The sequence below is a fragment of the Amycolatopsis sp. WGS_07 genome, assembly GCF_045278895.1.
Classification (GTDB): Bacteria; Actinomycetota; Actinomycetes; order Mycobacteriales; family Pseudonocardiaceae; genus Amycolatopsis.
Genome location: NZ_CP136053.1, coordinates 6,014,695 through 6,035,516, shown reverse-complemented (window position 1 = coordinate 6,035,516; position 20,822 = coordinate 6,014,695). Strand labels below are relative to the sequence as shown.

Annotated in this window: 17 protein-coding genes; 8 read left to right on the top strand and 9 right to left on the bottom strand. The window is 72.4% G+C overall.

Annotation, left to right across the window (positions count from 1 at the left end; genetic code table 11):
* Window positions 1–48: 48 nt before the first annotated feature.
* From RPX00_RS28605 to RPX00_RS28580, 6 genes are read right to left on the bottom strand one after another with little or no spacing between them, the layout of a single operon-like run.
* The gene (locus RPX00_RS28605; protein ID WP_406629982.1) at window positions 49–1,161 is read right to left on the bottom strand and encodes a glycosyltransferase; all 1,113 of its coding nucleotides are present in this window, start codon (window positions 1,159–1,161) and stop codon (window positions 49–51) included.
* Window positions 1,158–1,934, bottom strand: a complete 777-nt coding sequence (locus RPX00_RS28600) for an alpha/beta fold hydrolase (RefSeq protein ID WP_406629981.1) — start codon at window positions 1,932–1,934, stop codon at window positions 1,158–1,160. The genes RPX00_RS28605 and RPX00_RS28600 overlap by 4 nt, the downstream gene beginning before the upstream one ends.
* Window positions 1,922–2,212, bottom strand: coding sequence for a phosphopantetheine-binding protein (locus RPX00_RS28595; protein WP_406629980.1), 291 nt, complete (start codon window positions 2,210–2,212; stop codon window positions 1,922–1,924). Before RPX00_RS28595 ends, RPX00_RS28600 begins: the two co-directional genes overlap by 13 nt.
* On the bottom strand, window positions 2,209–4,515 hold the full coding sequence (locus RPX00_RS28590) for an acyltransferase domain-containing protein (protein ID WP_406629979.1): 2,307 nt from the start codon (window positions 4,513–4,515) through the stop codon (window positions 2,209–2,211). Before RPX00_RS28590 ends, RPX00_RS28595 begins: the two co-directional genes overlap by 4 nt.
* Window positions 4,500–6,011, bottom strand: coding sequence for a polyketide synthase (locus tag RPX00_RS28585; protein ID WP_406629978.1), 1,512 nt, complete (start codon window positions 6,009–6,011; stop codon window positions 4,500–4,502). Before RPX00_RS28585 ends, RPX00_RS28590 begins: the two co-directional genes overlap by 16 nt.
* A gap of 26 nt (window positions 6,012–6,037) precedes the next feature.
* Window positions 6,038–11,800, bottom strand: a complete 5,763-nt coding sequence (locus RPX00_RS28580; RefSeq protein WP_406629977.1) for an SDR family NAD(P)-dependent oxidoreductase — start codon at window positions 11,798–11,800, stop codon at window positions 6,038–6,040.
* Window positions 11,801–12,061: 261 nt separating this feature from the next.
* Between RPX00_RS28580 and RPX00_RS28575 the strand changes: the two genes are divergently transcribed.
* The 6 genes from RPX00_RS28575 (at window position 12,062) to RPX00_RS28550 (ending at window position 16,148) form a co-directional block, all read left to right on the top strand.
* The gene (locus RPX00_RS28575; RefSeq protein ID WP_406629976.1) at window positions 12,062–12,850 is read left to right on the top strand and encodes an SDR family oxidoreductase; all 789 of its coding nucleotides are present in this window, start codon (window positions 12,062–12,064) and stop codon (window positions 12,848–12,850) included.
* 1 nt (window position 12,851) lies between these two features.
* A complete protein-coding gene (locus tag RPX00_RS28570; RefSeq protein WP_406629975.1) occupies window positions 12,852–13,013 on the top strand; it encodes a hypothetical protein in 162 nt (53 codons plus the stop codon).
* Between the two features lies 1 nt (window position 13,014).
* The gene (locus RPX00_RS28565; RefSeq protein WP_406629974.1) at window positions 13,015–13,980 is read left to right on the top strand and encodes an aldo/keto reductase; all 966 of its coding nucleotides are present in this window, start codon (window positions 13,015–13,017) and stop codon (window positions 13,978–13,980) included.
* Between the two features lie 57 nt (window positions 13,981–14,037).
* Window positions 14,038–14,856: a hypothetical protein gene (locus RPX00_RS28560; RefSeq protein ID WP_406629973.1), complete on the top strand. Its 819-nt coding sequence runs from the start codon at window positions 14,038–14,040 to the stop codon at window positions 14,854–14,856.
* A 165-nt stretch (window positions 14,857–15,021) separates the two neighbouring features.
* A complete protein-coding gene (locus tag RPX00_RS28555) occupies window positions 15,022–15,699 on the top strand; it encodes an HD domain-containing protein (RefSeq protein ID WP_406629972.1) in 678 nt (225 codons plus the stop codon).
* 26 nt (window positions 15,700–15,725) lie between these two features.
* Window positions 15,726–16,148 carry a RidA family protein gene (locus tag RPX00_RS28550; protein WP_406629971.1) on the top strand — a complete coding sequence of 141 codons (423 nt, stop codon included), beginning with the start codon at window positions 15,726–15,728 and terminating at the stop codon, window positions 16,146–16,148.
* 46 nt (window positions 16,149–16,194) lie between these two features.
* Here RPX00_RS28550 and RPX00_RS28545 read toward each other — a convergent pair whose 3' ends face one another.
* From RPX00_RS28545 to RPX00_RS28535, 3 genes are read right to left on the bottom strand one after another with little or no spacing between them, the layout of a single operon-like run.
* On the bottom strand, window positions 16,195–17,526 hold the full coding sequence (locus tag RPX00_RS28545) for an MFS transporter (protein WP_406629970.1): 1,332 nt from the start codon (window positions 17,524–17,526) through the stop codon (window positions 16,195–16,197).
* Window positions 17,483–18,628, bottom strand: coding sequence for an Ldh family oxidoreductase (locus tag RPX00_RS28540; protein WP_406629969.1), 1,146 nt, complete (start codon window positions 18,626–18,628; stop codon window positions 17,483–17,485). The genes RPX00_RS28545 and RPX00_RS28540 overlap by 44 nt, the downstream gene beginning before the upstream one ends.
* On the bottom strand, window positions 18,625–19,200 hold the full coding sequence (locus tag RPX00_RS28535; RefSeq protein WP_406629968.1) for an HD domain-containing protein: 576 nt from the start codon (window positions 19,198–19,200) through the stop codon (window positions 18,625–18,627). The genes RPX00_RS28540 and RPX00_RS28535 overlap by 4 nt, the downstream gene beginning before the upstream one ends.
* Window positions 19,201–19,339: 139 nt before the next feature.
* Here RPX00_RS28535 and RPX00_RS28530 point away from each other — a divergent pair, with 139 nt between their 5' ends.
* Both RPX00_RS28530 and RPX00_RS28525 read left to right on the top strand, forming a co-directional pair.
* The gene (locus tag RPX00_RS28530; RefSeq protein WP_406629967.1) at window positions 19,340–20,086 is read left to right on the top strand and encodes a GntR family transcriptional regulator; all 747 of its coding nucleotides are present in this window, start codon (window positions 19,340–19,342) and stop codon (window positions 20,084–20,086) included.
* 120 nt (window positions 20,087–20,206) lie between these two features.
* The gene (locus RPX00_RS28525; protein ID WP_406629966.1) at window positions 20,207–20,821 is read left to right on the top strand and encodes a LysE family translocator; all 615 of its coding nucleotides are present in this window, start codon (window positions 20,207–20,209) and stop codon (window positions 20,819–20,821) included.
* The last annotated feature ends 1 nt before the right edge of the window (window position 20,822 follow it).

Sequence of the window (20,822 nt, the reverse complement as noted above, 5' to 3'; positions counted from 1 at the left end):
CTCCGAGACGACGGACGCGTGCGAGCCGGAACCTTTGCCGCACAACGCCTAGGCCAGCGCCTCCAAGCGGGCCGCCGCCTCCGGCGCACCCCCGGCCGCGGCGAACGACGCGCCGATCCGCGCCGCGCCCTCGCGGTACTTCGGCGCCGCCTCGACCGCTTCGCGGATGTCCGCGGCCCGGGCGCGGTCGAAGCGCAGCCGGACCCCGGCCTGCGCGGCGACGACCTGCTGGGCCAGCATCGACTGGTCGTCGCGGATCGGGGCGAGCACCAGCGGGAGCCCGGCCGCCAGCGCTTCGCACACCGTGTTGTGCCCGCCGTGGCAGACCACCACCGACGCCTGCGCGAACACCTCGACCTGCGGAATCCGCCACGCCAGCGCGACCTCCTCGCTCTCCAGCGTGCCCGTCGGATCGACGACGAGGCCCTGGACGTGCGGCAATCCGGCCAGCGCGTCGACGCTCTCGGCGAGAAACCGCTCCCCCGCCGCAGCATTGGCCGTTCCGAGAGTCACCACGACCAGCGGCCGAGTGTCCATAAAGGACCGCTTGAATCCGTTGGGGGCGGCCGGAAGCACCGGTCCGACGTAACAGACCGGCGCCGCCACCCGAGCCTGCCCGGCCAAGGCCCGCGTCGTGAACGCCAGCACCAAGTGCGGCGAGAACCGCAGATCGGCGGCAAGGGCTCCGTGCCGCGCGCACAGCCGGGTCTGGAGCCCGGCGACCCAGGACGCGATCCTCGGCATCGACGCGAGCGGATCGGCCAGTTCGGTGGACGTCGAGGCCGACGTCGCCCACCGCAGCCCGCGCCGCGCGGCGACCAGCGCGCCCGCCAGCGCCTGCTGGTCGGCCACGACGACGTCGGGACGGAAAGCGTCGACCGCGAGCTGCACTCCCGGAACCATCGCGTCCGCGAGCGGGACCAGATAGGACTCCCAGAGGTATTTCAGCGCGGCGAACCCGCGCAGCTCCGGCGGCCGCAACGCCACCGAAAACGGCCGGGAGTCGCCCGCCGGAAAGACCCGCCCGGCGACCAGTCCGGACACCGCCGGCGACGGCCCGCACCAAGCCACCTCATGGCCGCGCGCGGAAAGCTCCTCCGCCACTCCGCGCAACGGCGCGATGTGCCCGGCCAGCGGCGGGACGACCAGCAGGAACCTCATGCCGCGTGCCGTCCGATCCATTCGAGCACCAGCTTGCGCACCTCGCGATGCTGTTCCACGAGCACCGAATGCCCCTGCCCCTCGAACACGTGCAGTTCGCCGCGCGGCAGCATCGAGGTCAGCGCTTCGAGGTCGTCGGACTGGTAGCCGTGGCTGCCCAGCACGGACAGCACCGGGCAGCCGATCGCCGCCACCTGCTCCCAGGTGAGCAGCGGGCCGAGCGGGACCTCCTCGGCCATCTTCGTGGACGTGATCCGCTCGGCCGCCAGCCGCGCCAGCCGCCGGTGGTGCGCGCTGAAGTTCGCCTCGATCCAGTCGAAGCTTTCCTCGGCCTGCAGGAAACGCACGGTGTGCGCGAGGATTTCGCTCATCTTCCCGGCCCACGCCTCGGTCGCGGGCTCCGATTCGATGCACACGATGCTGCGGACCCGCGCCGGATTGGCGACCGCGTAGCTGTAGGCGAGGGTCCCGCCGAAACTGTTGCCCACCAGGTGCACCGGCCGCTCGATGCCGAGCTGGCGCAGCAGGTCGTCGAGGTCGGCGACGAAGTCGGCCAGGGTGTATCCCTGGAGCGGCCGCTCGGTTTTGCCGTGGCCCCGCAGGTCGTAGCTGATCACGTCGATCCCCGCGGCCGCGACCGGGGGCGCCAGCGTCAGGTAGAAGCTCGCGAGGCTGTCGGTGCCCATGCCGTGCAGGAACACCACGGTCTCGGTGCCGCCGGCGTGGACGAGCTGCACGTTGGTGCGCAGCCCGTTCACCGTCATCGTGGGCACGTGCGCTCCCCCACGAACCGGGCGATGTCGCCGACCGTCAGCCCGATGACGTCGTCGAGATCCTTCTCCGCCAGGTACTCGGCGAGGTTGACGTCCTCGCCGAAGTGCTCGGCCAGGATGCTCGCGAAGGTCACCAGGTCGATGCTTTCCAGGTGCAGGTCCTCGTGGAACGTCGTGCCGGGCGTGATCTCGACGCCGAGCACCTCGGCGTCTCCGACCAGCTCGCCGAGCAGTTCCGCGACGACGTCGAAGACAGCCGAAGCGTGGTCGATGGTCATGTCGTGCTCCTGAGTCGTGCGATGGCGGTGTCCCCGTTCAGCTCGACGGCGACGGCGAGGTCCGGCAGTTCGCGGCCGCGACCGGACACCCGGCCGTCGGCGTGCACGCGGATCTCGGCCGGGTAGATCTCTTCGGCCAGCTCCGCGCGGACGGCGTCCTTCGCCGCGATCCGGGTCAGCAGCCAGCCGCGCTGCTCGCGCGGCGGGACCGCGGCGAATTCGGCGCGCTCCTCGGCGGCGAGGTAGACGCCGGCGTAGATCTCGCGTGCGGCAACGGTCGGCCAGCGGTCGGTGACGCACACGCGCCCGCCGTCCAGCCGCTCGGAAAGCAGGTGCCGGTCCGGGAAGGCGTAGACGCGATGGGCCGCGCGGTCGCACGGGAACCGGACGTCCCGCCAGCCTTCGACGGTCGCGAGCACCCGGCCGTCGCGCACCAGCTCGGCGTCCATCTCCAGGACGTCGGGCCGGGGCAGCCGGGTCCGCACCAGGCATTCGACCCGGACGCCCGGCGCGGGTTCCGCCTCGTGCCAGGCGATCCGGCCGATCGAACGGGGAAAGGCGAGCAGGCCGTCGGACCGGGTCGCCATCAGCCAGCAGCCGAGCAGCTGGCCCACGGTGTCGAGCAGCCCGCCGGGAGCGGACGGCACCACCAGCTCGCCCCGGATGTGCTGTTCGCCGAGGCCGGTCAACCGGGCCAAGCCTTGGTACGCCGGGCCGTGGAACATCTCGCGGCGCGCGTAGATCTCGGCCGCGGCCAAGGGCGGCGGGGTCTCCGGCGCGGGGATTCCGGCGCGCGGAGGCGCTGGCGGAAACGGCCCCAGCTCGACGGTCAGCAGCGCGTACGGCCCGATCTCGACAGTCACGTGGTCGCCCCGGCGGTTGAGCGACAACGGCACCCGCTGGGCCGGGGCGGCGATCAGCCACCGCGAGAACACCGCGTCGCGCACCGTTGCCGCCGCGGCGCCCGGCCAGGTCCGTTCGACCGCCCGGCAGGCGAGATCCACCAGCGTGGTCGCGGGCACGACCGGCCGGAAGTCGGTCTCGTCAGGCCAGCCGTCGCGCTGCCGGAAGAACCGGTGGTCGCGCAGGTACGGCATCGCGGCCAGCGATACGTCCACAGTGGACTCGACCGGACGCTGGACGGCAGCCGCGACGACGTCCGCCGCAGTCCGGCGGGTCTGGTCGAGCAGCGCGGTGAACTCCGCGGCGACCGCGTCGGGCACTCCCGCGGGCAGCTCCGGCAGGCTCCGGTCGTCGAGCAGCCCGCGGGCCCGCTCCCCCAGCGACAGCAGCGGACGGCCGGTGTTCAACCGGATCCGGCGCGGCTCTGCGGCTGCGAAATCGGGTGCGCCGCCTTCGGTCCACAAGGCCGTCGCGACCCGGCGAAGCTGAGCGAGCCCGGAGCGCGTGCCGGATCCGGCGGCGACGACCAGATGCCGCCGGTCGCCGAGCGTGTCGGTGACGAACGAGCCCAGCTGGCCGGCGCCGACCTGGACGAACACGCGGAACCCGGCGTGGTGCAGCGCCTCGGTCAGCTCGCGGAAGCGGACCGGGCGCACGAGGTGCTCCAGGTACAGCCGGCGGATCGCGTCCGGCTCGGCGGGATAGGGCCGCGCGGAGGTGGCCGACCACACCGGCACCGCGGGCTCGCGCAGGTCCAGCTCCTCCGCGAGCCGGGCGAACGGCGCCAGATGCGGCCGCATCAAGGGGGTGTGGAAGCCGGACCGGAAGGGCAGGGTCCGGGCCACGATCCCCTTGCCGCGGCACGTCTTGGCGAACGCGGCCACCGCGTCCGGCGGACCGCACACGATGGTCTGCCGCGCCGCGTTTTCGTGCGAGATCACGAGATCTCCGGCGAGCAGTTCGGCCGCGCGCCCGGCCGGGCAGCCCAGCACCAGGTAGTCCGCGGCGGGCAGCTCGAATCCTTCCGGCCAGTACCGGTCGAGGAGATCCGGCTCCGGCCGGTACATCCCGGCGGCCTGCATCGCGGTCCACTCGCCCGCACTGTGCCCGGCGAGCGCGTCCGGGCGGATCGCCAGCCGCCGCAACGCCTGGTCGAGCACGAGCCCGGCCGCCGCCACGCTCGCCGCCCTGGCCGGCACGTCCGCCGTCGACCAGCGCGGACGGTCGAGCCCGAAGTGCCGGGCGACGTCGGCCAGCCGCGGTTCGGCGTCCGCCTCCAGCCCCGGGTACAGGAACACGGTTTTCCCGTGCGGCAGCAGCGGATCGGCGGTGCACCAGAGGTCGGCGCTGTGCCACGCCCGGCCGGTGGCCGCCACCTTGCCGATCACCTTGCGGGCCATGGCCAGTTTGCGCTCGTCCGGGCCGACGATCCCGATCCGGCACCGCCCGTCCCCGGCTCCCCCGGCCGGTCGAGCCGTTCCAGCAGTTCCTCCGGAGAGCGCGCGGCCAGCCGCAGCACGCGCTCCGGCTCGGTGACGCGGGCTTTCCGTTTCGGCGCCGGGTCGCCCGCCCCCAGCACCAGGTGCGCGTTCACGCCGCCGAACCCGAACGCGCTGACCGCGGCCACGCGCGGCAGCGCGCCCCACGGCTGCGCTTCGGCCAGCACCCGGAACCGCGTCTTGTCGAGCAACGGGTTCGGGTCGCCGCAGTGCAGCGTCGGCGGAAGCACCTCGTGGTACAGCGCGAGCGCCGCCTTGACCAGCCCGGCGGCCCCGGCCGTCGCCAGCGTGTGCCCGATCATCGACTTGACCGAACCGATCACCGCGCGCGGGCCGCCGGTCGTGCCGAACACCTCGGCGACGGTGGTCAGCTCGGCCGCGTCCCCGGCGGGCGTGGCCGTGCCGTGCGCCTCCAGCAGGCCGATCTCCGCGGGGTCCATGCCGTCCCAGGCCCGGCGCAGCGCGAGGGTCTGGCCCGCGACGGACGGGCTGAGCAAGCTCGCTCCGCGCCCGTCGCTCGACGTGCCGCTGCCCCGGAGCACGGCGTAGACGCGGTCGCCGTCGCGGCGGGCGTCGGCCAGCCGCTTGAGCACGACGATCGCGGTGCCCTCCCCGATCAGCATTCCGTCCGCGGCACGCGAGAGCGGGCTGATCCGCTGGCTCGGCGACAGTGCGCCGAGCTGGGTGAACAGCGACCAGAGCGTGTCGTCGTGCGTTTGGTGCACTCCGCCGGCCAGTACGGCGTCGCAGCGGCCCCGGGCCAGTTCCCCGATCGCCTGGTCGACCGCGACCAGCGACGACGCGCACGCGGCGTCGACGGTGTAGGCGGGGCCGCCGAGGTCGAGCCGGTTGGCGACGCGGGCCGCGGCGAGGCTGGGCACCAGCCCGGCGGCGGTCTCCGGCCGGAACTCGCCCAGGGTTTCCCGCAGCGCGGTGCGCAGCCGGCCGAGCACGTCCGGCCCGGCGGACGGGACCAGCTCGCCGACCGTGCGGGCGATCTGCCGGACGGTGCGGACCCGCTGGTCGAATCCTTGCAGCCCAGGGGAAAGATAGCCGCCCCGGCCGAGCACGACGCCGATCCGTTCGGGGTCGCCGAGCCCGCTGAGACCGCCGGCGTCGTCCACCGCGGCCACGGCGACCGCGAGGGCCGTCAGCTGGTCCGGCTCGATCCCGGCCAGCGACGCCGGCGGCACGCCGTGCGCGGCCGGGTCGAATTCGAGGGTGTCCGGAGCGAACCCGCCTCGCCTGCCGTGAGTCCGGTCCGGCGCGGAGCTGTCTTGCCCGTGGAACGCCGGGTCGCGGCGGTCCTCCGGAATCTCGGTGACGGCGTCGGCGCCCTCGACGAGGTTCCGCCAGTACTGGTCCACAGTGGACGCTCCGGGAAGGAACACGCCCATCCCAACTAGCGCGACCGGTTCCTGCCTCACCACAGTGACGCCGTGTACAGGACCGCGCGATCAGTTCCGTAGGCGAGTTCGCGCACCAGGGCCGCGACGCCTTCCGCGGGATCGAGCAGGGCGACCTCCCGGCGTTCGTATTCGCGGGCCAGCTCCGGCGACACCATCCCGCCGTGGCCGCCGTCCGGGGCCCACGGTCCCCAGTGGACAGTGACTGCCCGGCCGGGCCAGCTCGTGCCCAGCGATTCCAGCGCGTCGTTCGCCGCGGCGTAGTCGGTCTGGCCGCGGTTGCCGAGCACCGCGGCGATGCTGCCGAAGAAGGCGACGAAGCCCGGCTCGACCCCGAATTCCGTCAACGCCGAGAGCACCGCACGTGCACCGTCTACTTTGGTCTCGAAGACGGCGCGGAACGACTGCTCGTCCTTGTCCGCCATGAGCTTGTCGTCGATGACTCCGGCGGCGAAGACGACGCCGTCGATCCGGCCGTGCCGCGCCACCAGGTCTTTGACCAGCTGGTGCACGGCGTTCGCGTCGCACACGTCGAGCGGCTGGTAGGCCGGGTCGCCGCCCGCGGCCCGGACCTCGTCGAGGGTACGTCCGATCTCCCGTTGCGCCAGCACGGTCCGCACTTGGCGTTCGATGCCGGCCACCGAGCCGCCGCGGCCGGCGAGCACGGCCCGCATCGCGGCGGGATCGGCGGGCAGGTCGTCGGGTTCGCCGGGCCACGGGGTGCGGCCGGCGAGTTCGATCCGGCAGCCGGACGCGGCGAACGCGGCCGCCGCGCGGGCAGTGATCCCGCGAGCCCCGCCGACCAGCAGGACCAGGGAATCCGGCCCTAGGTTCAGCGCGGCGAGTTCGCCGCCGCCCGGTCCGGCGCCGGAGTAGGCGATCGATCCGAGATCCTGTGGCCGCGGCTCGATCGTGAAGCGGCCGTCGCGGTCATGGCCGACGACGGACGGCCCGTCCCCGCAGGCTTCGTCGACCAGCACCTTCGCGAGGTCCTGCGCGACCTCGACGAGCCGGGTGGACCCCTCCCGTTCCAGCGCGGCCGAGCGGACCAGGCCGCGAAGCCCGGCGGCATCCGGCTCCGCCGCGATCAGGACGGCTCCGCGCACTTCCTTGAGCCGGGCGAACGCCTCCGGGGCCTCGGCGCCACCGGCGAGCAGCACCGTGAGGTCGGCGTCGCCGGTGACGATTTTCGCTCCCGCACCGGCGAAAGCCTCGCGGACGGACTCGTCCTCGCCCAGCACCGCCACCGACTTTCCGTGCAGCCGCGCGGGATCCGGGTCGAGCGGGACCGGCACTCTGGCCAGCCGGTACCGCTTCGGCGCGGCGGCCGCCGGAGCGGGCGACAACCAGCTCTCCAGCCGGGCGGCGAGGGCATGCGCGGTGCGGTCGCGGCTGAGCTGGTCGGTGCGGTCGTCGGCGGGCAAGCCCAGGCTGCCCAGCAGGGTTCCGGCGATCTCGGTCCGCTTGATCGAGTCGATCGACAGGTCCGCTTCGAGGTCGAGGTCGCCCGCGATCATCTCCGCCGGGTAGCCGGTGCGTTCGCTGATCACGCCGATCACCGTCGTCAGCACGTCGCCGGGCGCGGTCTCTACCGGTTCCGGTGCCGCGGCTGGTTCCTCGATCGTCACTGGCACCAGGGCCGGAGCGGCTGGGACAGCTGGGGCGACCGGGGTTCCCAAGTAGCCGAGCATCACGTCGCGTTGTGCCGCCACGAGTTCGCGGGCGGTGCGCAGGAAGTCGACGACAGCTTGGTCGCGGCCGGGGGCGGGCTCGGTCATCGCGGTGCTCCGGATCCGTCGGGCGGGCGGGAGGGCGGGAACTTCGGCGCCGGGCGCGCGGACGGACCGGCCGTCGACGGTCCAGGCGGTGGCGGCGGGCTCGGGGCGCGGCGGCCGGGCCAGCCGTTCGGTGCGCACGGCGACGCCGGCTTGCGCGAGGCGGGACAGCGCGGTGAGGAACCCCTGGAGACCGGGTCCGCACGCGACCGCGGTGTGCGGGCGGTCGCCGAGGATCTCCGCCACCAGGCCGGTCAGCACCCGGCCGGGTCCGACCTCGACGAACGTCCGCGCGCCGGCCGCGTACATCGATTCGATCTGGTCGAGAAACCGCACGGGCGCGCCGATCTGCGCGGCGAGTTCGCCGCGGACGTCGCCTTCGTAGGCCCGTGCGGTCCGGTTCGACCACACCGGCAGCCGCGGGTCCGAGACGTCCTCGCCGGCGAGCGCCGCGGCGAAGACGTCGCCCGCTCCGGCCACCAGCGGGCTGTGGAACGCGCAGGCGACGGGAATCCGCTTGGCCGCGATCCCGGTCTCCCGCAACCGCCGGACCGCCCGCTCCACCGCGGGGACCGGCCCGGACAGCACGCTCTGGCCGGGCGCGTTGTGGTTGGCCACCACGACGTCCGGGCCGATCAGGGTCGCGGTGAGGACGTCGCGCGACGCCTTGACCGCGGCCATGGTGCCGGGCGCGGCGACGTCGGCGATGGCATTCGCCCGGGCCTGGCTGAGCCGCACGAGCGCCGAGGTGTCGAACGCGCCCGCGACCGACAGCGCGACCAGTTCGCCGTAGCTGTGCCCGCCGAGGAAGTCGGGCCGGACGCCGACTTGGTCCAGCAGCCGCGCCACCGCCGTTTCGACCAGCCCCAGCGCGGGTTGCGCGACGCGAGTGTCGGTCAGCGCGTTCTCTTGCGCCGCAACGGAATCGGGATCGAACGCTTGCGGCGGGAAGGCGACAGCGGCGACCTCCGGGGCGAGCCGCAGGAGGTCGGCCAGTTCGGGGAAGTGCACGAACAGCTCGGCGAGCATGCCGACGCGCTGGCTGCCCTGTCCGGGGAACAGGAACGCGACCTTGCCCGGATCGGTTGCGGCCGTGGTGATTCCGGCCAGGATTTCCTCCGCCTCGGCGGGCCAGTCGCGAAGACCGTGCCGCCGGTCGGGAGCGACCGGGCCCGCGCCGAGCACGGCGTGGAAATTGGTGCCGCCGAAGCCGAACGCGCTCACGCCGGCCAGGCGGGCCGGGTCCGCCCACGGCCGGGCCGAGGTCGTGAACGCGAACGGGCTGGCGGCCGCGTCCCAGGCGGCGTTGGGCTTGGCCAGGTGCAGCGTCGGCGGCACGACCTCGTGCCACAGCGCGAGAACCGCCTTGATCAGCCCGGCCAGCCCGGCCGCGCATTTCGTGTGGCCGATCTGGCTCTTGACGGACCCGAGCGCGCAGGAGCCCGGCCGGGCCCCGGCCTCGGCGAAGAAACTCGTCAGCGTGCGCAGTTCGGTCGCGTCGCCGACGACCGTGCCGGTGCCGTGCGCCTCCACCAGCCCGACCTCCGCCGGGGACACTCCGGCGTCGCGGTAAGCCCGTTCCAGCGCACGGGCCTGTCCTTCCGGACGCGGCGCGGTGAGGCCGAGCGCTTTGCCGTCGCTCGCCGCGCCCACTCCCTTGACCACGGCGTAGATCCGGTCGCCGTCGCGCTGGGCGTCGGCGAGCCGTTTGAGCACCAGGCAGGCGACGCCCTCCCCGAGCGCGATGCCGTCGGCGGAAGCGTCGAACGGGCGGCAGCGTCCGGTGGGCGAGAGCGCGCCGGCGGCGGTGAACATCAGGTAGTCGTGGATGCCGTTGTGCAGATCGACCGCTCCGCACAGGACGACCGAACTGGTGCCGGCGCGCAGTTCCTTCACCGCGAGATCCAGTGCGGCCAGCGAAGATCCGCAGGCGGCGTCCACGGTGTAGTTGGCGCCGCCGAGGTCGAGCCGATTGGCGATCCGGCCGGAGATGACGTTGGCGAGCGTGCCGGGGAACGTGTCCTCGGTCGGTTCGGGCAGCTGGTCCAGCAGTTCGGGCGGGACCTCTTCGAAGTAGCCGTCGAGCAGCGAGCGCAGCGTGCCCGCGTTGGAAAGGTCGCCGCCTGCTTCGGCGCCGAAGACGACGCTCGCGCGTTCCCGGTCGAACTCCCGGTCTTCGTACCCGGCGTCGGCCAGTGCGCGGCGCGCGATCTCCAGCGACACGAGCTGCGCCGGGTCGATGCTGCCCATCGCGGACGGCGGAATGCCGTAGTCGAGCGGGTCGACCGGCAGCGGCGGCAGGAACCCGCCCCACTTCGACGCGGACTGTCCGAAGTAGACTTCCGGATCCCAGCGCCCGGACGGCACCTCGGCGACCGAGTCCTCGCCGCGCAGGATGTTCGACCAGAACGCTTCGACATCGGGCGCGCCCGCGAAGGCACCGGCCATGCCGATGACGGCGATGTCCCTGCTCGAGACCGCCGCTTCTTCGGCGGGCCGCGCGAAGGTCCGTCCCGAGGCGACTTCGGCGTGCAGCTCCGCGATCGTGGTCCGGCGGTCGCGCAGCACCGCGACCTCCCCGGCCAGGTACATCCCGTCAGAGAGCTGGGTCTGCGCGCTCAGCCGCGTCCCGTCGCGGCGCACGCCCTTGCTGGCGATCCGCGAGCGTCCGGTGTTCAGCTCCTCGAGCCGCTGCCAAGCTTCCCGCGCGGGCACGCCGGCCAGGTTCGCCTTGAGCTGTTCGAACTCCGTCGTGTACGGGCTGAGCAGGCAGCGCGTCCGATGGCCCGGCGCGGTTTCCAGGGTGACGGTGGTGTCGGCGGCGAGCACGCATTCCTGGAACAGCCGGGTGATCGCGCCGAGCCGCACGGCTTCCTCGGTGAAGAGATAGGCGGTGCCCAGCAGAACGCCCGCACCGCCGAGCGGCGCCGCCATCGCGGCGACCATCGCGGCCGAACGGGCGTCATGGATCCCGCCGGCGAACAGCACCTCGACGTCCTTCTCCCCCGCGAGGACAGCCAGCTGCTCCTCCCACAGGGCGAAGCTCGGCCGCGGGCCGACGTGGCCGCCGCATTCCGCTCCCTCGAAGACGAACCGGCGCACTCCGGCGTCGAGGTACTGGCGCAGCAGGATCGGCGAGGGAACGTGCAGGAACGTCGCGATGCCCTCGGCCTCCAACGCCTTGGCCTGCCCCGGTTTCCCGCCCGCGATCAGCACGCACCGCGGCCGGGCGGACCGGATCTCGGCCAGCTGCTCGGCGCGCAGATCGTCGGGCACGAAGCCGAGGATGCCCGCGCCCCACGGCCGGTCGCCGAGCCGCTCGGCGGTGCCGCGCAACAACTCTGCCGTGCGCGCGCCGTTCGCGGTGGCGACCGCGACGAAGGGAAAGCCGCCCGCGTCCGCGACCGCGGCGGCGAACGCGGGCTGATCGCTGACGCGCGTCATCGGGCCTTGCACGATCGGCAGTGCGGTGCCCAGCGTGCGGCACAGCCGATCGCCCAACGACGCCGAGGGCAGCTCCGCCCCGACGATCCGGCGGACGTCGGCCTCCGAGGCGGACGGCAGGACCACTCCCGCCGCGCCCCCGGCGAGCGCGCCCACCGCCGTCCTCGGCCCGGCCGCACGGCCCCACACCGGGACGTCAAACCTGCCCAGAAGCTGTTGCAGCAGCACGAAATCGCTCAGCTCGCCGACTCCGGCGACGAGCCCCAGCGCACCGCCGCGGACCGCTTCGGCGGCGGTTTCCGCATCCGTCACCTCGGCGAGCGCGCCCCGCCACGGCGCTTTCGTCCGGATCGCGAAGGCCGCGCCCGCGGGCACCGGACCGTCCGTACGCACGCCGTAGGGCACGCGGACCCGGGCCGCGACCAGTTGCAGCTCCACCGGATCGGTCCCGTCGAGCACGCCCAGCCCTCCGCCGCGCGCGACGGCCGCCACCGTGCCGGGGTCGCCCACACCGAGGCACCGCAGCCGTCGAGCGTGCGACGGCGGGACAAGCTCGACCATCGGCTGACCTCCTGTAGCGGGGTGGGCGGTGATCGCCGCGGAACCGTTTACAGCAATAACGCATCGGCCGCGGAAAACGCAATACCGGCCGTGAATAATTGCCGCGGAGCATACCATCGCCACCGTCAGCGTGCTAATGTCCGAAACCGTGCACCGAACCCATCACAGGCCGCTGACCAGGTCTTTTATCATCCAGCTGACAGTCCGGAAATACAATTTGCTCACCCCCGTAACAATGCCTCAGGAAATAGTGGAGCGCAGGTGGAACTGACCGGACGGGTAGCCGTGCTCACCGGCGCGGCGCACGGAATCGGCGCCGCCATGGCCCGCAGATTCGCCGCCGAGGGCGCGCACGGGGTGGTCGTGTCCGACCTCGACGCTGCCGGTGCCGAGCGCGTCGCGGCCGAGATCAGGGACGCGGGCGGACGGGCCGTCGCGGCGGCGACCGACGCGACGTCCAAAAAGGACTTGAAAGCGCTGGTGGCCGGCGCGCGAGGCGAGTTCGGGCCGGTGGACCTGTTCTGCGCCAACGCCGGCGCCGCGTTCGGCACCGGCGTGCACGCCGCGGACGAACAGTGGGCGAAGTCCTGGGAAATCAACGTGATGCAGCATGTCCACGCCGCGCAGGCGGTGCTGCCCTCGATGCTCGCCCGGGGCGAGGGCTGCCTGCTGCTCACCGCGTCGGCGGGCGGCCTGCTCGGAGTGCCGGGCGACGCGCCGTACTCGGTCACCAAGCACGCGGCCGTCGCGCTGGCGGAATGGCTCGCGATCACCTACCGGCCGCGCGGGGTGCGGGTCAGCGCGCTGTGCCCGCTCGGCGTCCGCACCGCGCTGCTGGAGCCGGGCCTCGCCGCAGGCCACCCGGCCGCGCTGGCCATCGCGGCCGCCGCGCCGCTGCTCGAACCCGAAGACGTCGCCGACGCGGTCGTGCGCGGGCTGTCCCGGGACGAGTTCCTGATCCTGCCGCACGAATCGGTGCGCGAATCGTTCGCCCGCAAGGCCAGCGCGGTGGACGCGTGGATCAACGAGATGACCGCCCAAGGAGGCTGACATGGAGCACCGCAGACTCGGCGCGAGCGGGCTCGCCTACGGCAACCGGCACCACCACACACCCGACCGCGACCAGTTCCTGATCCCGCCGCACGAATCGCTCGCCCGCAAAGCCAGCACGCTCGACGCGTGGATCAACGAGATGACCGCCCAAGGAGGCTGACATGGAGCACCGCAGACTCGGCGCGAGCGGACTCGCCGTGAGCGAAATCGCCTACGGCAACTGGTACAACCACCATGCGCCGGGCTGTGTCGCCGCGGCGCTGGACGCGGGCGTGACCACATTCCACACGGCGGCGGCCTGGGACGGCGGTGCCGCGGAAGCCGCTTTCGGCGCGGCGTTCGCCGGCACGCGCCGTGACGACCTGGTCCTGTGCACCGGGGTGTTCTGGCCCGAAGGCCCCGGGCCCAACGACGCGGGCCTGAGCCGCAAGCACGTGATCGCGTCGTTGGAGGGCTCCCTGCGGCGGCTGCGCACCGACTACATCGACGTCTACCAGCTCTTGAGATTCGACTACAAGACACCGGTCGCGGAGACGTTCCTGACCCTGTCCGACCTGGTGCGGCAAGGCAAAGTGCGTTACGTCGGCACCGCGGAGTGGACGGCGGAGCAGCTGACGCAAGCCGCCGAGGCAGCCGCGCGGTACGACGTGCCGCTGATCTCGAACCAGGCGCATTACTCGATGCTGTGGCGCGTGGCGGAGGCACAGGTGATCCCGGTGTCCGACCGCCTCGGCCTCGGCCAGTTCGCCGCGGTCCCGCTGGCGCAAGGCGTCCTGACCGGCAAGTACGGCAACGGAGCGGTCCCGGCGGGCTCTCGGGCGACCGGACCGGCGTACGCGCGGCCGCTGCGGTACCCGGAGCTGGTGGACCGGGTGGAGCTGCTGCGCGGCGTCGCGGACGACGCGGGGTTGACCATGGCCCAGCTCGCGCTCGCCTGGACCTTGCAGCACGAAACCGTGGCCGCGGCGGTGGTCGGCGCGAGCACACCGGAACAGATCACCGAGAACGCGAAAGCCGCCGGCATCCGCCTCGACCTGGACGTGCTGATGCGGGTCGACCAGCTGCTGGGCAGCTTCGTGCAGACCGACCCGCGGCTGGTGTGGACGCCGCCGCCCCGGGCCGGTTAACTGAATCGTGACAGGTCGTGGCACCAACGGTAAACACCCGCCGCGACGCTGGACGGCATGACAGCATCCGAGAAGCGGCGTACGACCGCCGAGAGCCGGAAGCGTTCGGTCAACCGGGACCTGGTCGAGCTGGCGGCGCTGTTCTTCGCCACCGGGATCGCCGACCTGTTCGTCAGCACCCTCTCCAACAACCGCGTCGGACCCGCCCTGATGTTCGCGCTGGGCGGGCTCTTCATCGTCTCCGCCGCCCTGCGGCACCGCTGGAGCCACCGGCCGCCGCGGCGCACCGCTGCGTCCGAGCCGGCGGACGCGCGCGAATGGCGCCTCCGCGCGACCGTGCGCGACGTGCCGGGAAGCCTGGCCGCCCTCACCGCCACCCTGGCCGCGCACCGCTACGACATCGCGGCCATGCAAGTCCTCGCCGTGCCCGACGGCGCCGTCGACGAATTCCTGCTCCGCACCCCGGACGGCACGACCGGAGCCGACATCGCCGAAGCGGCCCGGTCCGGCGGCGGCGAGAACGTCTGGGTCGTGCGCACGGACGTGCACGACCTCGTCGACCTCCCGACCCGGATGCTCGCCATCGCCGGACAGGCAGCCGGCCCCGGAGCCGATCTCGCTCAACTCATCGGCACGCTGCTCGGCCCGTCCTGCACCGTCCAGCGGAAGACCGGCCGGCGCGGACGGGACGAGCGCTTGGCCGGCACCACCATGCTGCTGCACGGCCGCGCCGGCGAACTCCTCGAAGCGCACCGTCCTCCGCTGCCGTTCACCCCCGCCGAATTCGCCCGGGCGCAGGCCCTCGTCCGCGTACACCGCGAGTCCGTCGCCCACGGCGATCACGCGGCGGAACCCTTGTCGCGCGATCCCGCCTGAGCGCGGGTCGTCCGGGAGGGGAACCTTCACCGACCCAGATTCCGTCAGGGTTCCCCGCACGGACTTTCTTCCGCAGCCAAGCGCCGACGCCGGTTGGCAAGATCCTATCGAACCCTGGCAAAGTTGCCACTCGCCGACCTACCCCCGCCCCGGCAGGCTGAAGCCATGACCGGAACCACTCCCGCCGCGGCGGCCGACGAACTGGTCGCGCTGCCCGGCACGCCGCTCGCGGACGCCGTGGTGCGTCTCGTCCGTCCGGTGGAAACGCCGTCGGTGTTCAACCACAGCATCCGCACCTACTTGTTCGCCCGCCTGGTCGCGCCCCGCCTCGCGCTCGCCGCGGGGCGCGACTACGACGACGATCTGCTGTTCGCCGCGTGCGCCATGCACGACCTCGGCGTCGCGTCGGACGGTCCGCACCGCCAGCGGTTCGAGGTCGAGGGCGCGGACCGGGCCGCGGAATTCCTTGCCTCGCACGGAGTGCCCGCGTCGGACGCCGACGAGGTGTGGCAGGCCATCGCCCTGCACACCTCCCCCGGCATCGCCGAACGACGCGGGACATTGTGCGTGCTCGTCCGCGCAGGCCTCGCCGTCGAATTCGGCGGTCCGATGGGTGCCGGCCAGCTCGACGCCGTCACCGAGGAGCAAGCCGGCACCGTGCACCTCGCCTATCCGCGGCTCGACATGATCGGCTCGCTCACCGACGCGATTGTCGCGCAAGCCGCGAAAAACCCGGGAAACGCGCCCCGTTACTCGATTCCCGGCGAATTCCTGCTCGAACGCCGGGAGTTCGGCCGGACCCGGATGGAACACGCCTGCCGCTCGTCCCGCTGGGGCGACTGACTTTCCCACCCCAGAAAGGAATTCCCATGACCAAGTACACCGTCGAAGTCCCCGAGGGCAACGAAGTCTTCGGCGAGGCGCGGGCCGCCTTCGAGCGGTTCGGCTATTCCGCGGCCGTCCGTTCGCACGGCCAGCTGTTCATCGCGGGCACGATCGGCAGGCGCGCCGACGGGACCATCCCTGAGGACATCGGAGAACAGACCGAGATCGCCATCCGGCGCATCGAGGAGATCCTGCGGCTGGAGAAGCTCAGCCTCAGCGACCTCGTCGACGTCACCAGCTACCACGTCGACATGCACGAGCACATGGCCGGTTTCAGCGCGGCCAAGGCGCGTCTCGTCAAGCCGCCTTACCCCACCTGGTCGCTCATCGGCGTCAGCACGCTCGCCAGTCCCGGCCTGCTCGTGGAGATCCGCGCGACCGCGTCCTATCCCGAAGCGGGGGAATAAGCGCGGCGGGACCGCGAGGCGGACAGCGCCTCGCGGCCCCGGCGAGCTACGCGGCCGTCCACCGCCGGCCCGCCGTCAGCATGATCACGACGGTGACGAGGGCGGCGAGCACAATGTAGGAGGCGAAAGCCAGCGACGACCCGAAGGTCTCGTTGAGGGCGATCGCCACGATCGGCGCGGTGCCGCCCAGCCCCGACGCGGCGACGTTGTACGACAGGCCGCCGGCGCTGACCCGGAAGCGCGCCGGGAAGATCTGGCTCACGGCGAGCAGCGACGGCACGGCCAGGATGCCCTTGGCCGCGCCCAGCAGGACCGCCCCGAGAAACGCGCCCGCCGGGTTCGTGCCTGCCAGCAGGAACCCCGGCACGACGGCCGCGGCTACGAAGAGGCAGGCGACGACGGTGGCCCGGCGCAGCCCGAGCCGGTCGACGAACGGGGCGAAGAGCAGCACGAACACCACGGCCGTCGCCGAGGACGTCGTGTTGGCGGCGTAGGCCTGAGCTTGCGAGAGCGCATGGTTCTGTTTGAGGAACGTCGCCAGGTACGAGGTCACGATCGCCGAGACGATCGACCAGGTGCCGAGGAAGGCGACGAACAGGAGAATCTTGCGCCACGAAGTCCGGATGGCCTCGAGAACCGGCGAGGTGCGCAGCGTGGCCTTCTCCGACCGGGACCGCTGCAGCTGCCGGAATTCCTCGCTGTCCTGGGTGTTGCGGCGCACGTAGAGGCCGATCAACCCCATCGGGAGCGACAGCCAGAACAGCATGCGCCAGCCCCAGCTGCTCCACGCGTCCGCCGGCAGCACGGCGGACAGCCCGGTCGCCAGCAGCGTCCCGGACAGCAGACCGGCGAGGGTCAGTGCGCTCAGCATGCCCACTGCCTTCGCTTTTCCGCCGCGCGGTCCGTGTTCGTAGACGAAAGCGATGGCGGTCGCATGTTCTCCGCCGGTGCCGAGCGACTGGATCAACCGGCAGAGCAGGAGCAGCAGCGGCGCGGCGACGCCGATGGACGCGTAGGTCGGGATGAAGCCGATCAGCGCGGTCGCGCCGCAGGTGAGGACGATGGTGAGCGAAAGGGCTTTCGTCCGGCCGAAACTGTCGGCGATATGTCCGAAGAGGACGGTGCCGAACGGGCGGGTCAGGTACGCGATCGCGAAGATCGCGTAGGCGCCCACGAGAGCCAGGGCGCTGTTGCCTGCCGGGAAGAACCGCTGGGCGATCATGGTGGCGACGACGCCGTAGACGCCCCAGTCGTACCACTCCGCGAAATTGCCCGCCGAGGCCGCGACGATCGTCCGGCGACTGTCCTTCGCGGAGTTCGTGGCAGACAGCTCCTCAGCCGAGTGCGGGGCCGGTTTCTTGCTTGCGTCGGTGTCCATGGTCGGCTCCCTGATCGTCGTTGAAGGGATGGGGAAAGGCGAGCCCGAGTTCGTCCGCGAGAGCCCGGAGGCCATCGGCGGCCGCGGAAGACAGGGGGACCCCGGCCACGGCCGCCTCGGCGAACCGCGCCCGCTCGGGATCGCCCGGGGCGAGGACTTGGTCGACGTCGCGGGCCGGCTCGCTGCGCCGCACGTGCTCCGCGATCTCGGTCGCCCGGCGGCGAACCCCGGGGGCGTCGCCGAAGACCGCCGCGTCGAGAACCAGGAAAGAATTGCCGACAGTGACGTCGGAGGCGAGGTCCGGGGTGCCCGCCGAGGTGAACCCGGCGTGCCGGATGTCGCGGGTGAGCCGGGCGCCAGTCATCCCGGACGCCAGCATCTCGACCATCAGCGACAACGCCGCACCCTTGTGCCCGCCGCTCGGCAGCACCCCGCCGGCCAGCGCGGCCGCCGGATCCCTCGTCGGCAGCCCGTCGCGATCCACCGCCCAGCCCTCGGGCAGCTCGCGGTGCTCGGCCTCGAAAACCTTGATCCGCCCGCGCGAGCTGACCGACTGCGCCATGTCCATGACCAGTTCCGGTTCCCGCACCCCGGGCGCGGCGAACGACATCGGGCTGTTGCCGATCCGGGGTCCGCGCCCGCCGAACGGCACCACGGAAGGCGACGTGCTGCTCATCGCGAAGGCCGCGAACCCCTCCCGGGCGGCACGCCGGGTGAAGAACGCCGCCGCGCCGAAATGCGCCACCCGCGTCACGCCGCCGAAAGCGACTCCGGTCTCGCGGGCTTTCGCCATGAGCCGGTCGAGGGTGCGCACCCCGACCGGAACCCCGAAGCCGCCGTCCGCGTCGACGAGGACCGCGGACGGAGCGTCGGCGAGAACTTCCTCTCGCGGCACGGGATTGACCTGCCCGGCCCGGAGCTGGGCCGCGTAGGCCGGCAGCCGGGTCAGCCCGTGCGTGGCCACTCCCGTCGCGTCCGCCTCGACGAGCGATCGGGCCAGCAGCCCGGCGTCGTCCGGGCGCATTCCGGTGGCGAGCAGGACGTCGCGGGCGAAGCCGTCCAGCGCGTCCAGGTCGTAGCGAAGGGTTGCCGGCGCGTTCACGGGCGCCTCTTGCAGAACAGCCGCTGCCCGGCGTCGAGCAGTTGCACGTCCGAATCGGCGAAGTCCGCGTAGTGCACGATCACCGCCTCCTGGGTCTGCGGGAGCACCGACGAGTGCGGCGTGTGCGCGATGACCGCGTGGACGAGATCCTCGTCCATCCCGGCTTCGAGCATCCAGTGCGCGCCCAGGAAACCGTGCTGGAACCGGCGTCCCACCTCGGACCACTGTCCCCCGCCGCCGGGCGCGGGTTCGAATTCGCGGATCTTGCAGACGTCGTGCAGCAGCGCGATCGCCAGCACCGCGTCGCGGTCCACCGGCACCTCGTGCAGTTCGGCGACCGTGTCGGCCATCTGCGCGGCCATCCGGGCCACCGCCCGGGTGTGCACGGCCAGCGTCCGGCGGCGCGGCAGGTCGACCGACTTCGGGACGTCGGAAAGCCGTTGCCAGGCGCTGGACCGCCAGGCCCGGACCCAGACTTCCAGGACGCTGTCGCGCAGGTCCTTCCGGACGATCTCGCCGACTTCGGGGAGCACCTCGCGGACCAGGTCCGCGGTGCGGGCATCGGGATACATGAAGCGCCAATCTGTCGCCACTTTGATCGAGCGATGGGGACTCTAAGCGTCATCTAGCGAGTTTGGCAAGCAAACTGGCGACAGATTGCGGATTGACTGCTCGGTGTCGCGCCGCCGGGGAGCGGGATACAGTGCGGTCATGCACGCGCAGGAACCGACCGGGATCACCGAAGCCCTGGCGGCTTCGCCCAGCCTCGACGGGCATGGCGACCTGGTGCGGGACATGGCCGCCGCGCTGGCCAGGGAGATCATCGAGGGCGAACTGCCGAGCGGGTACCAGCTCACGTCCGCGGAACTCGGCAGGCGGTTCGGCACCAGCCGGACGCCCGTGCGCGAGGCGCTCGGGGTGCTGCAGCGCGAAGGGCTGGTGGAGATCGAGCCCCGGCGCCGCCCCCGAGTGGCGACACTTTCCCTCAGCGAGGTCCGCGATCTCTACGAGATCCGGGCCGGGCTCTACGCGCTGATCGCGAGTGCGGTGGCCGAGCGGACGCCCGACGCCGAGATCGCCCTGCTCGCCGACCCCCTCGCCCGGCTCCGGCAGGCTCGCGACGACGGCGACGTGCAGGCGTATTTCTATGCCACGGTGGACTTCCGCCGCGTCGAGGCCGCGATCTGCCCCAACCGCCGGGTCGGCCCGCTGATGGACTCGCTCGGCCTGCGGACCTACCGTCTCCGCAGTTTCGGCCTGTCGCTCCCCGGCCGGCTCGAAGTCTCGTGCCGGGACTACGGCTACCTCGTCGACGCCTACCAGGCGCGCGACAGCGGCTTGGCGCAAGCGGTGACCCGGTCGCTGATGTCGAAGGCGCTCGCCGCGATCGAGAAACACTGGAACCGCCTCGCCGAACCGGTTTCCGCCGCACGTCTCGATCCGGTGCCGTCGGACTGAGGCCCTCGGGGCAAGAATCTTGCGAAAACTGGCGCTCCTGCCGCTCGCACACCTGCCGCGCTGCGACCACCCTCAGGCTCAAGTGTGCGTTGAGAACGGAGCATTCCCCTGATTTCACAGTTGACGCCCGCATTCCTGACCTATCTGGCGATGACGGCGAGCCCCGGTCCCGGCACCATGGCGATCGGGGCCGTGGCCGCCCGGCACGGACGCCGGTCCGGGCTTGTTTTCGCCGCTGGGCTGCTGGCGGGCGGCGCGAGCTGGGCCGTGCTGGCCGCGCTCGGCGTATCCACGGTCCTGGCGTCGGTGTCCCAGGCGATGATCGCGTTGAAAGCGGCCTGCGCGGCGTTTCTTTTCTGGCTTTCGTGGCGATCGGCGCGGGCCGCCCTTAACGGGGCGCAGAACATTGCCCCGGGAAATGCGGAGGCCACCCCGCGATGGCACGTTCTCGCGCGCCGCGGGTTCATTCTGCAGATCAGCAACCCCAAGTCGGTCCTCACCTGGATCGCGGTCATGGCCCTGGGCGTGCACGCGGGTTCGAGCCCGGTCGTTCCCTTCGCGGTCATCACGACCTGCGAGGTACTGGGAATGGCCGTTTTCGCCGGCTATGCGTTCGTGTTCTCGATCAGCGCCGTGGCACGCGGTTACCGCCGCGCCTATCGCTGGATCGAAGGCACCCTGGCCGGGTTGTTCGCGGCAGCCGGGATCCGGCTGCTGGTCTCTCCCCGTCTTTAGC

What these genes read in the sequence shown, in the direction of transcription:
- RPX00_RS28605 (WP_406629982.1), bottom strand. Translation starts at nt 1,161, where the DNA reads ATGAGGTTCCTGCTGGTCGTCCCGCCGCTGGCCGGGCACATCGCGCCG.
- RPX00_RS28595 (WP_406629980.1), bottom strand. Translation starts at nt 2,212, where the DNA reads ATGACCATCGACCACGCTTCGGCTGTCTTCGACGTCGTCGCGGAACTG.
- RPX00_RS28590 (WP_406629979.1), bottom strand. Translation starts at nt 4,515, where the DNA reads ATGGCCCGCAAGGTGATCGGCAAGGTGGCGGCCACCGGCCGGGCGTGG.
- RPX00_RS28585 (WP_406629978.1), bottom strand. Translation starts at nt 6,011, where the DNA reads ATGGGCGTGTTCCTTCCCGGAGCGTCCACTGTGGACCAGTACTGGCGG.
- RPX00_RS28580 (WP_406629977.1), bottom strand. Translation starts at nt 11,800, where the DNA reads ATGGTCGAGCTTGTCCCGCCGTCGCACGCTCGACGGCTGCGGTGCCTC.
- RPX00_RS28570 (WP_406629975.1), top strand. Translation starts at nt 12,852, where the DNA reads ATGGAGCACCGCAGACTCGGCGCGAGCGGGCTCGCCTACGGCAACCGG.
- RPX00_RS28565 (WP_406629974.1), top strand. Translation starts at nt 13,015, where the DNA reads ATGGAGCACCGCAGACTCGGCGCGAGCGGACTCGCCGTGAGCGAAATC.
- RPX00_RS28560 (WP_406629973.1), top strand. Translation starts at nt 14,038, where the DNA reads ATGACAGCATCCGAGAAGCGGCGTACGACCGCCGAGAGCCGGAAGCGT.
- RPX00_RS28555 (WP_406629972.1), top strand. Translation starts at nt 15,022, where the DNA reads ATGACCGGAACCACTCCCGCCGCGGCGGCCGACGAACTGGTCGCGCTG.
- RPX00_RS28550 (WP_406629971.1), top strand. Translation starts at nt 15,726, where the DNA reads ATGACCAAGTACACCGTCGAAGTCCCCGAGGGCAACGAAGTCTTCGGC.
- RPX00_RS28545 (WP_406629970.1), bottom strand. Translation starts at nt 17,526, where the DNA reads ATGGACACCGACGCAAGCAAGAAACCGGCCCCGCACTCGGCTGAGGAG.
- RPX00_RS28535 (WP_406629968.1), bottom strand. Translation starts at nt 19,200, where the DNA reads ATGTATCCCGATGCCCGCACCGCGGACCTGGTCCGCGAGGTGCTCCCC.
- RPX00_RS28530 (WP_406629967.1), top strand. Translation starts at nt 19,340, where the DNA reads ATGCACGCGCAGGAACCGACCGGGATCACCGAAGCCCTGGCGGCTTCG.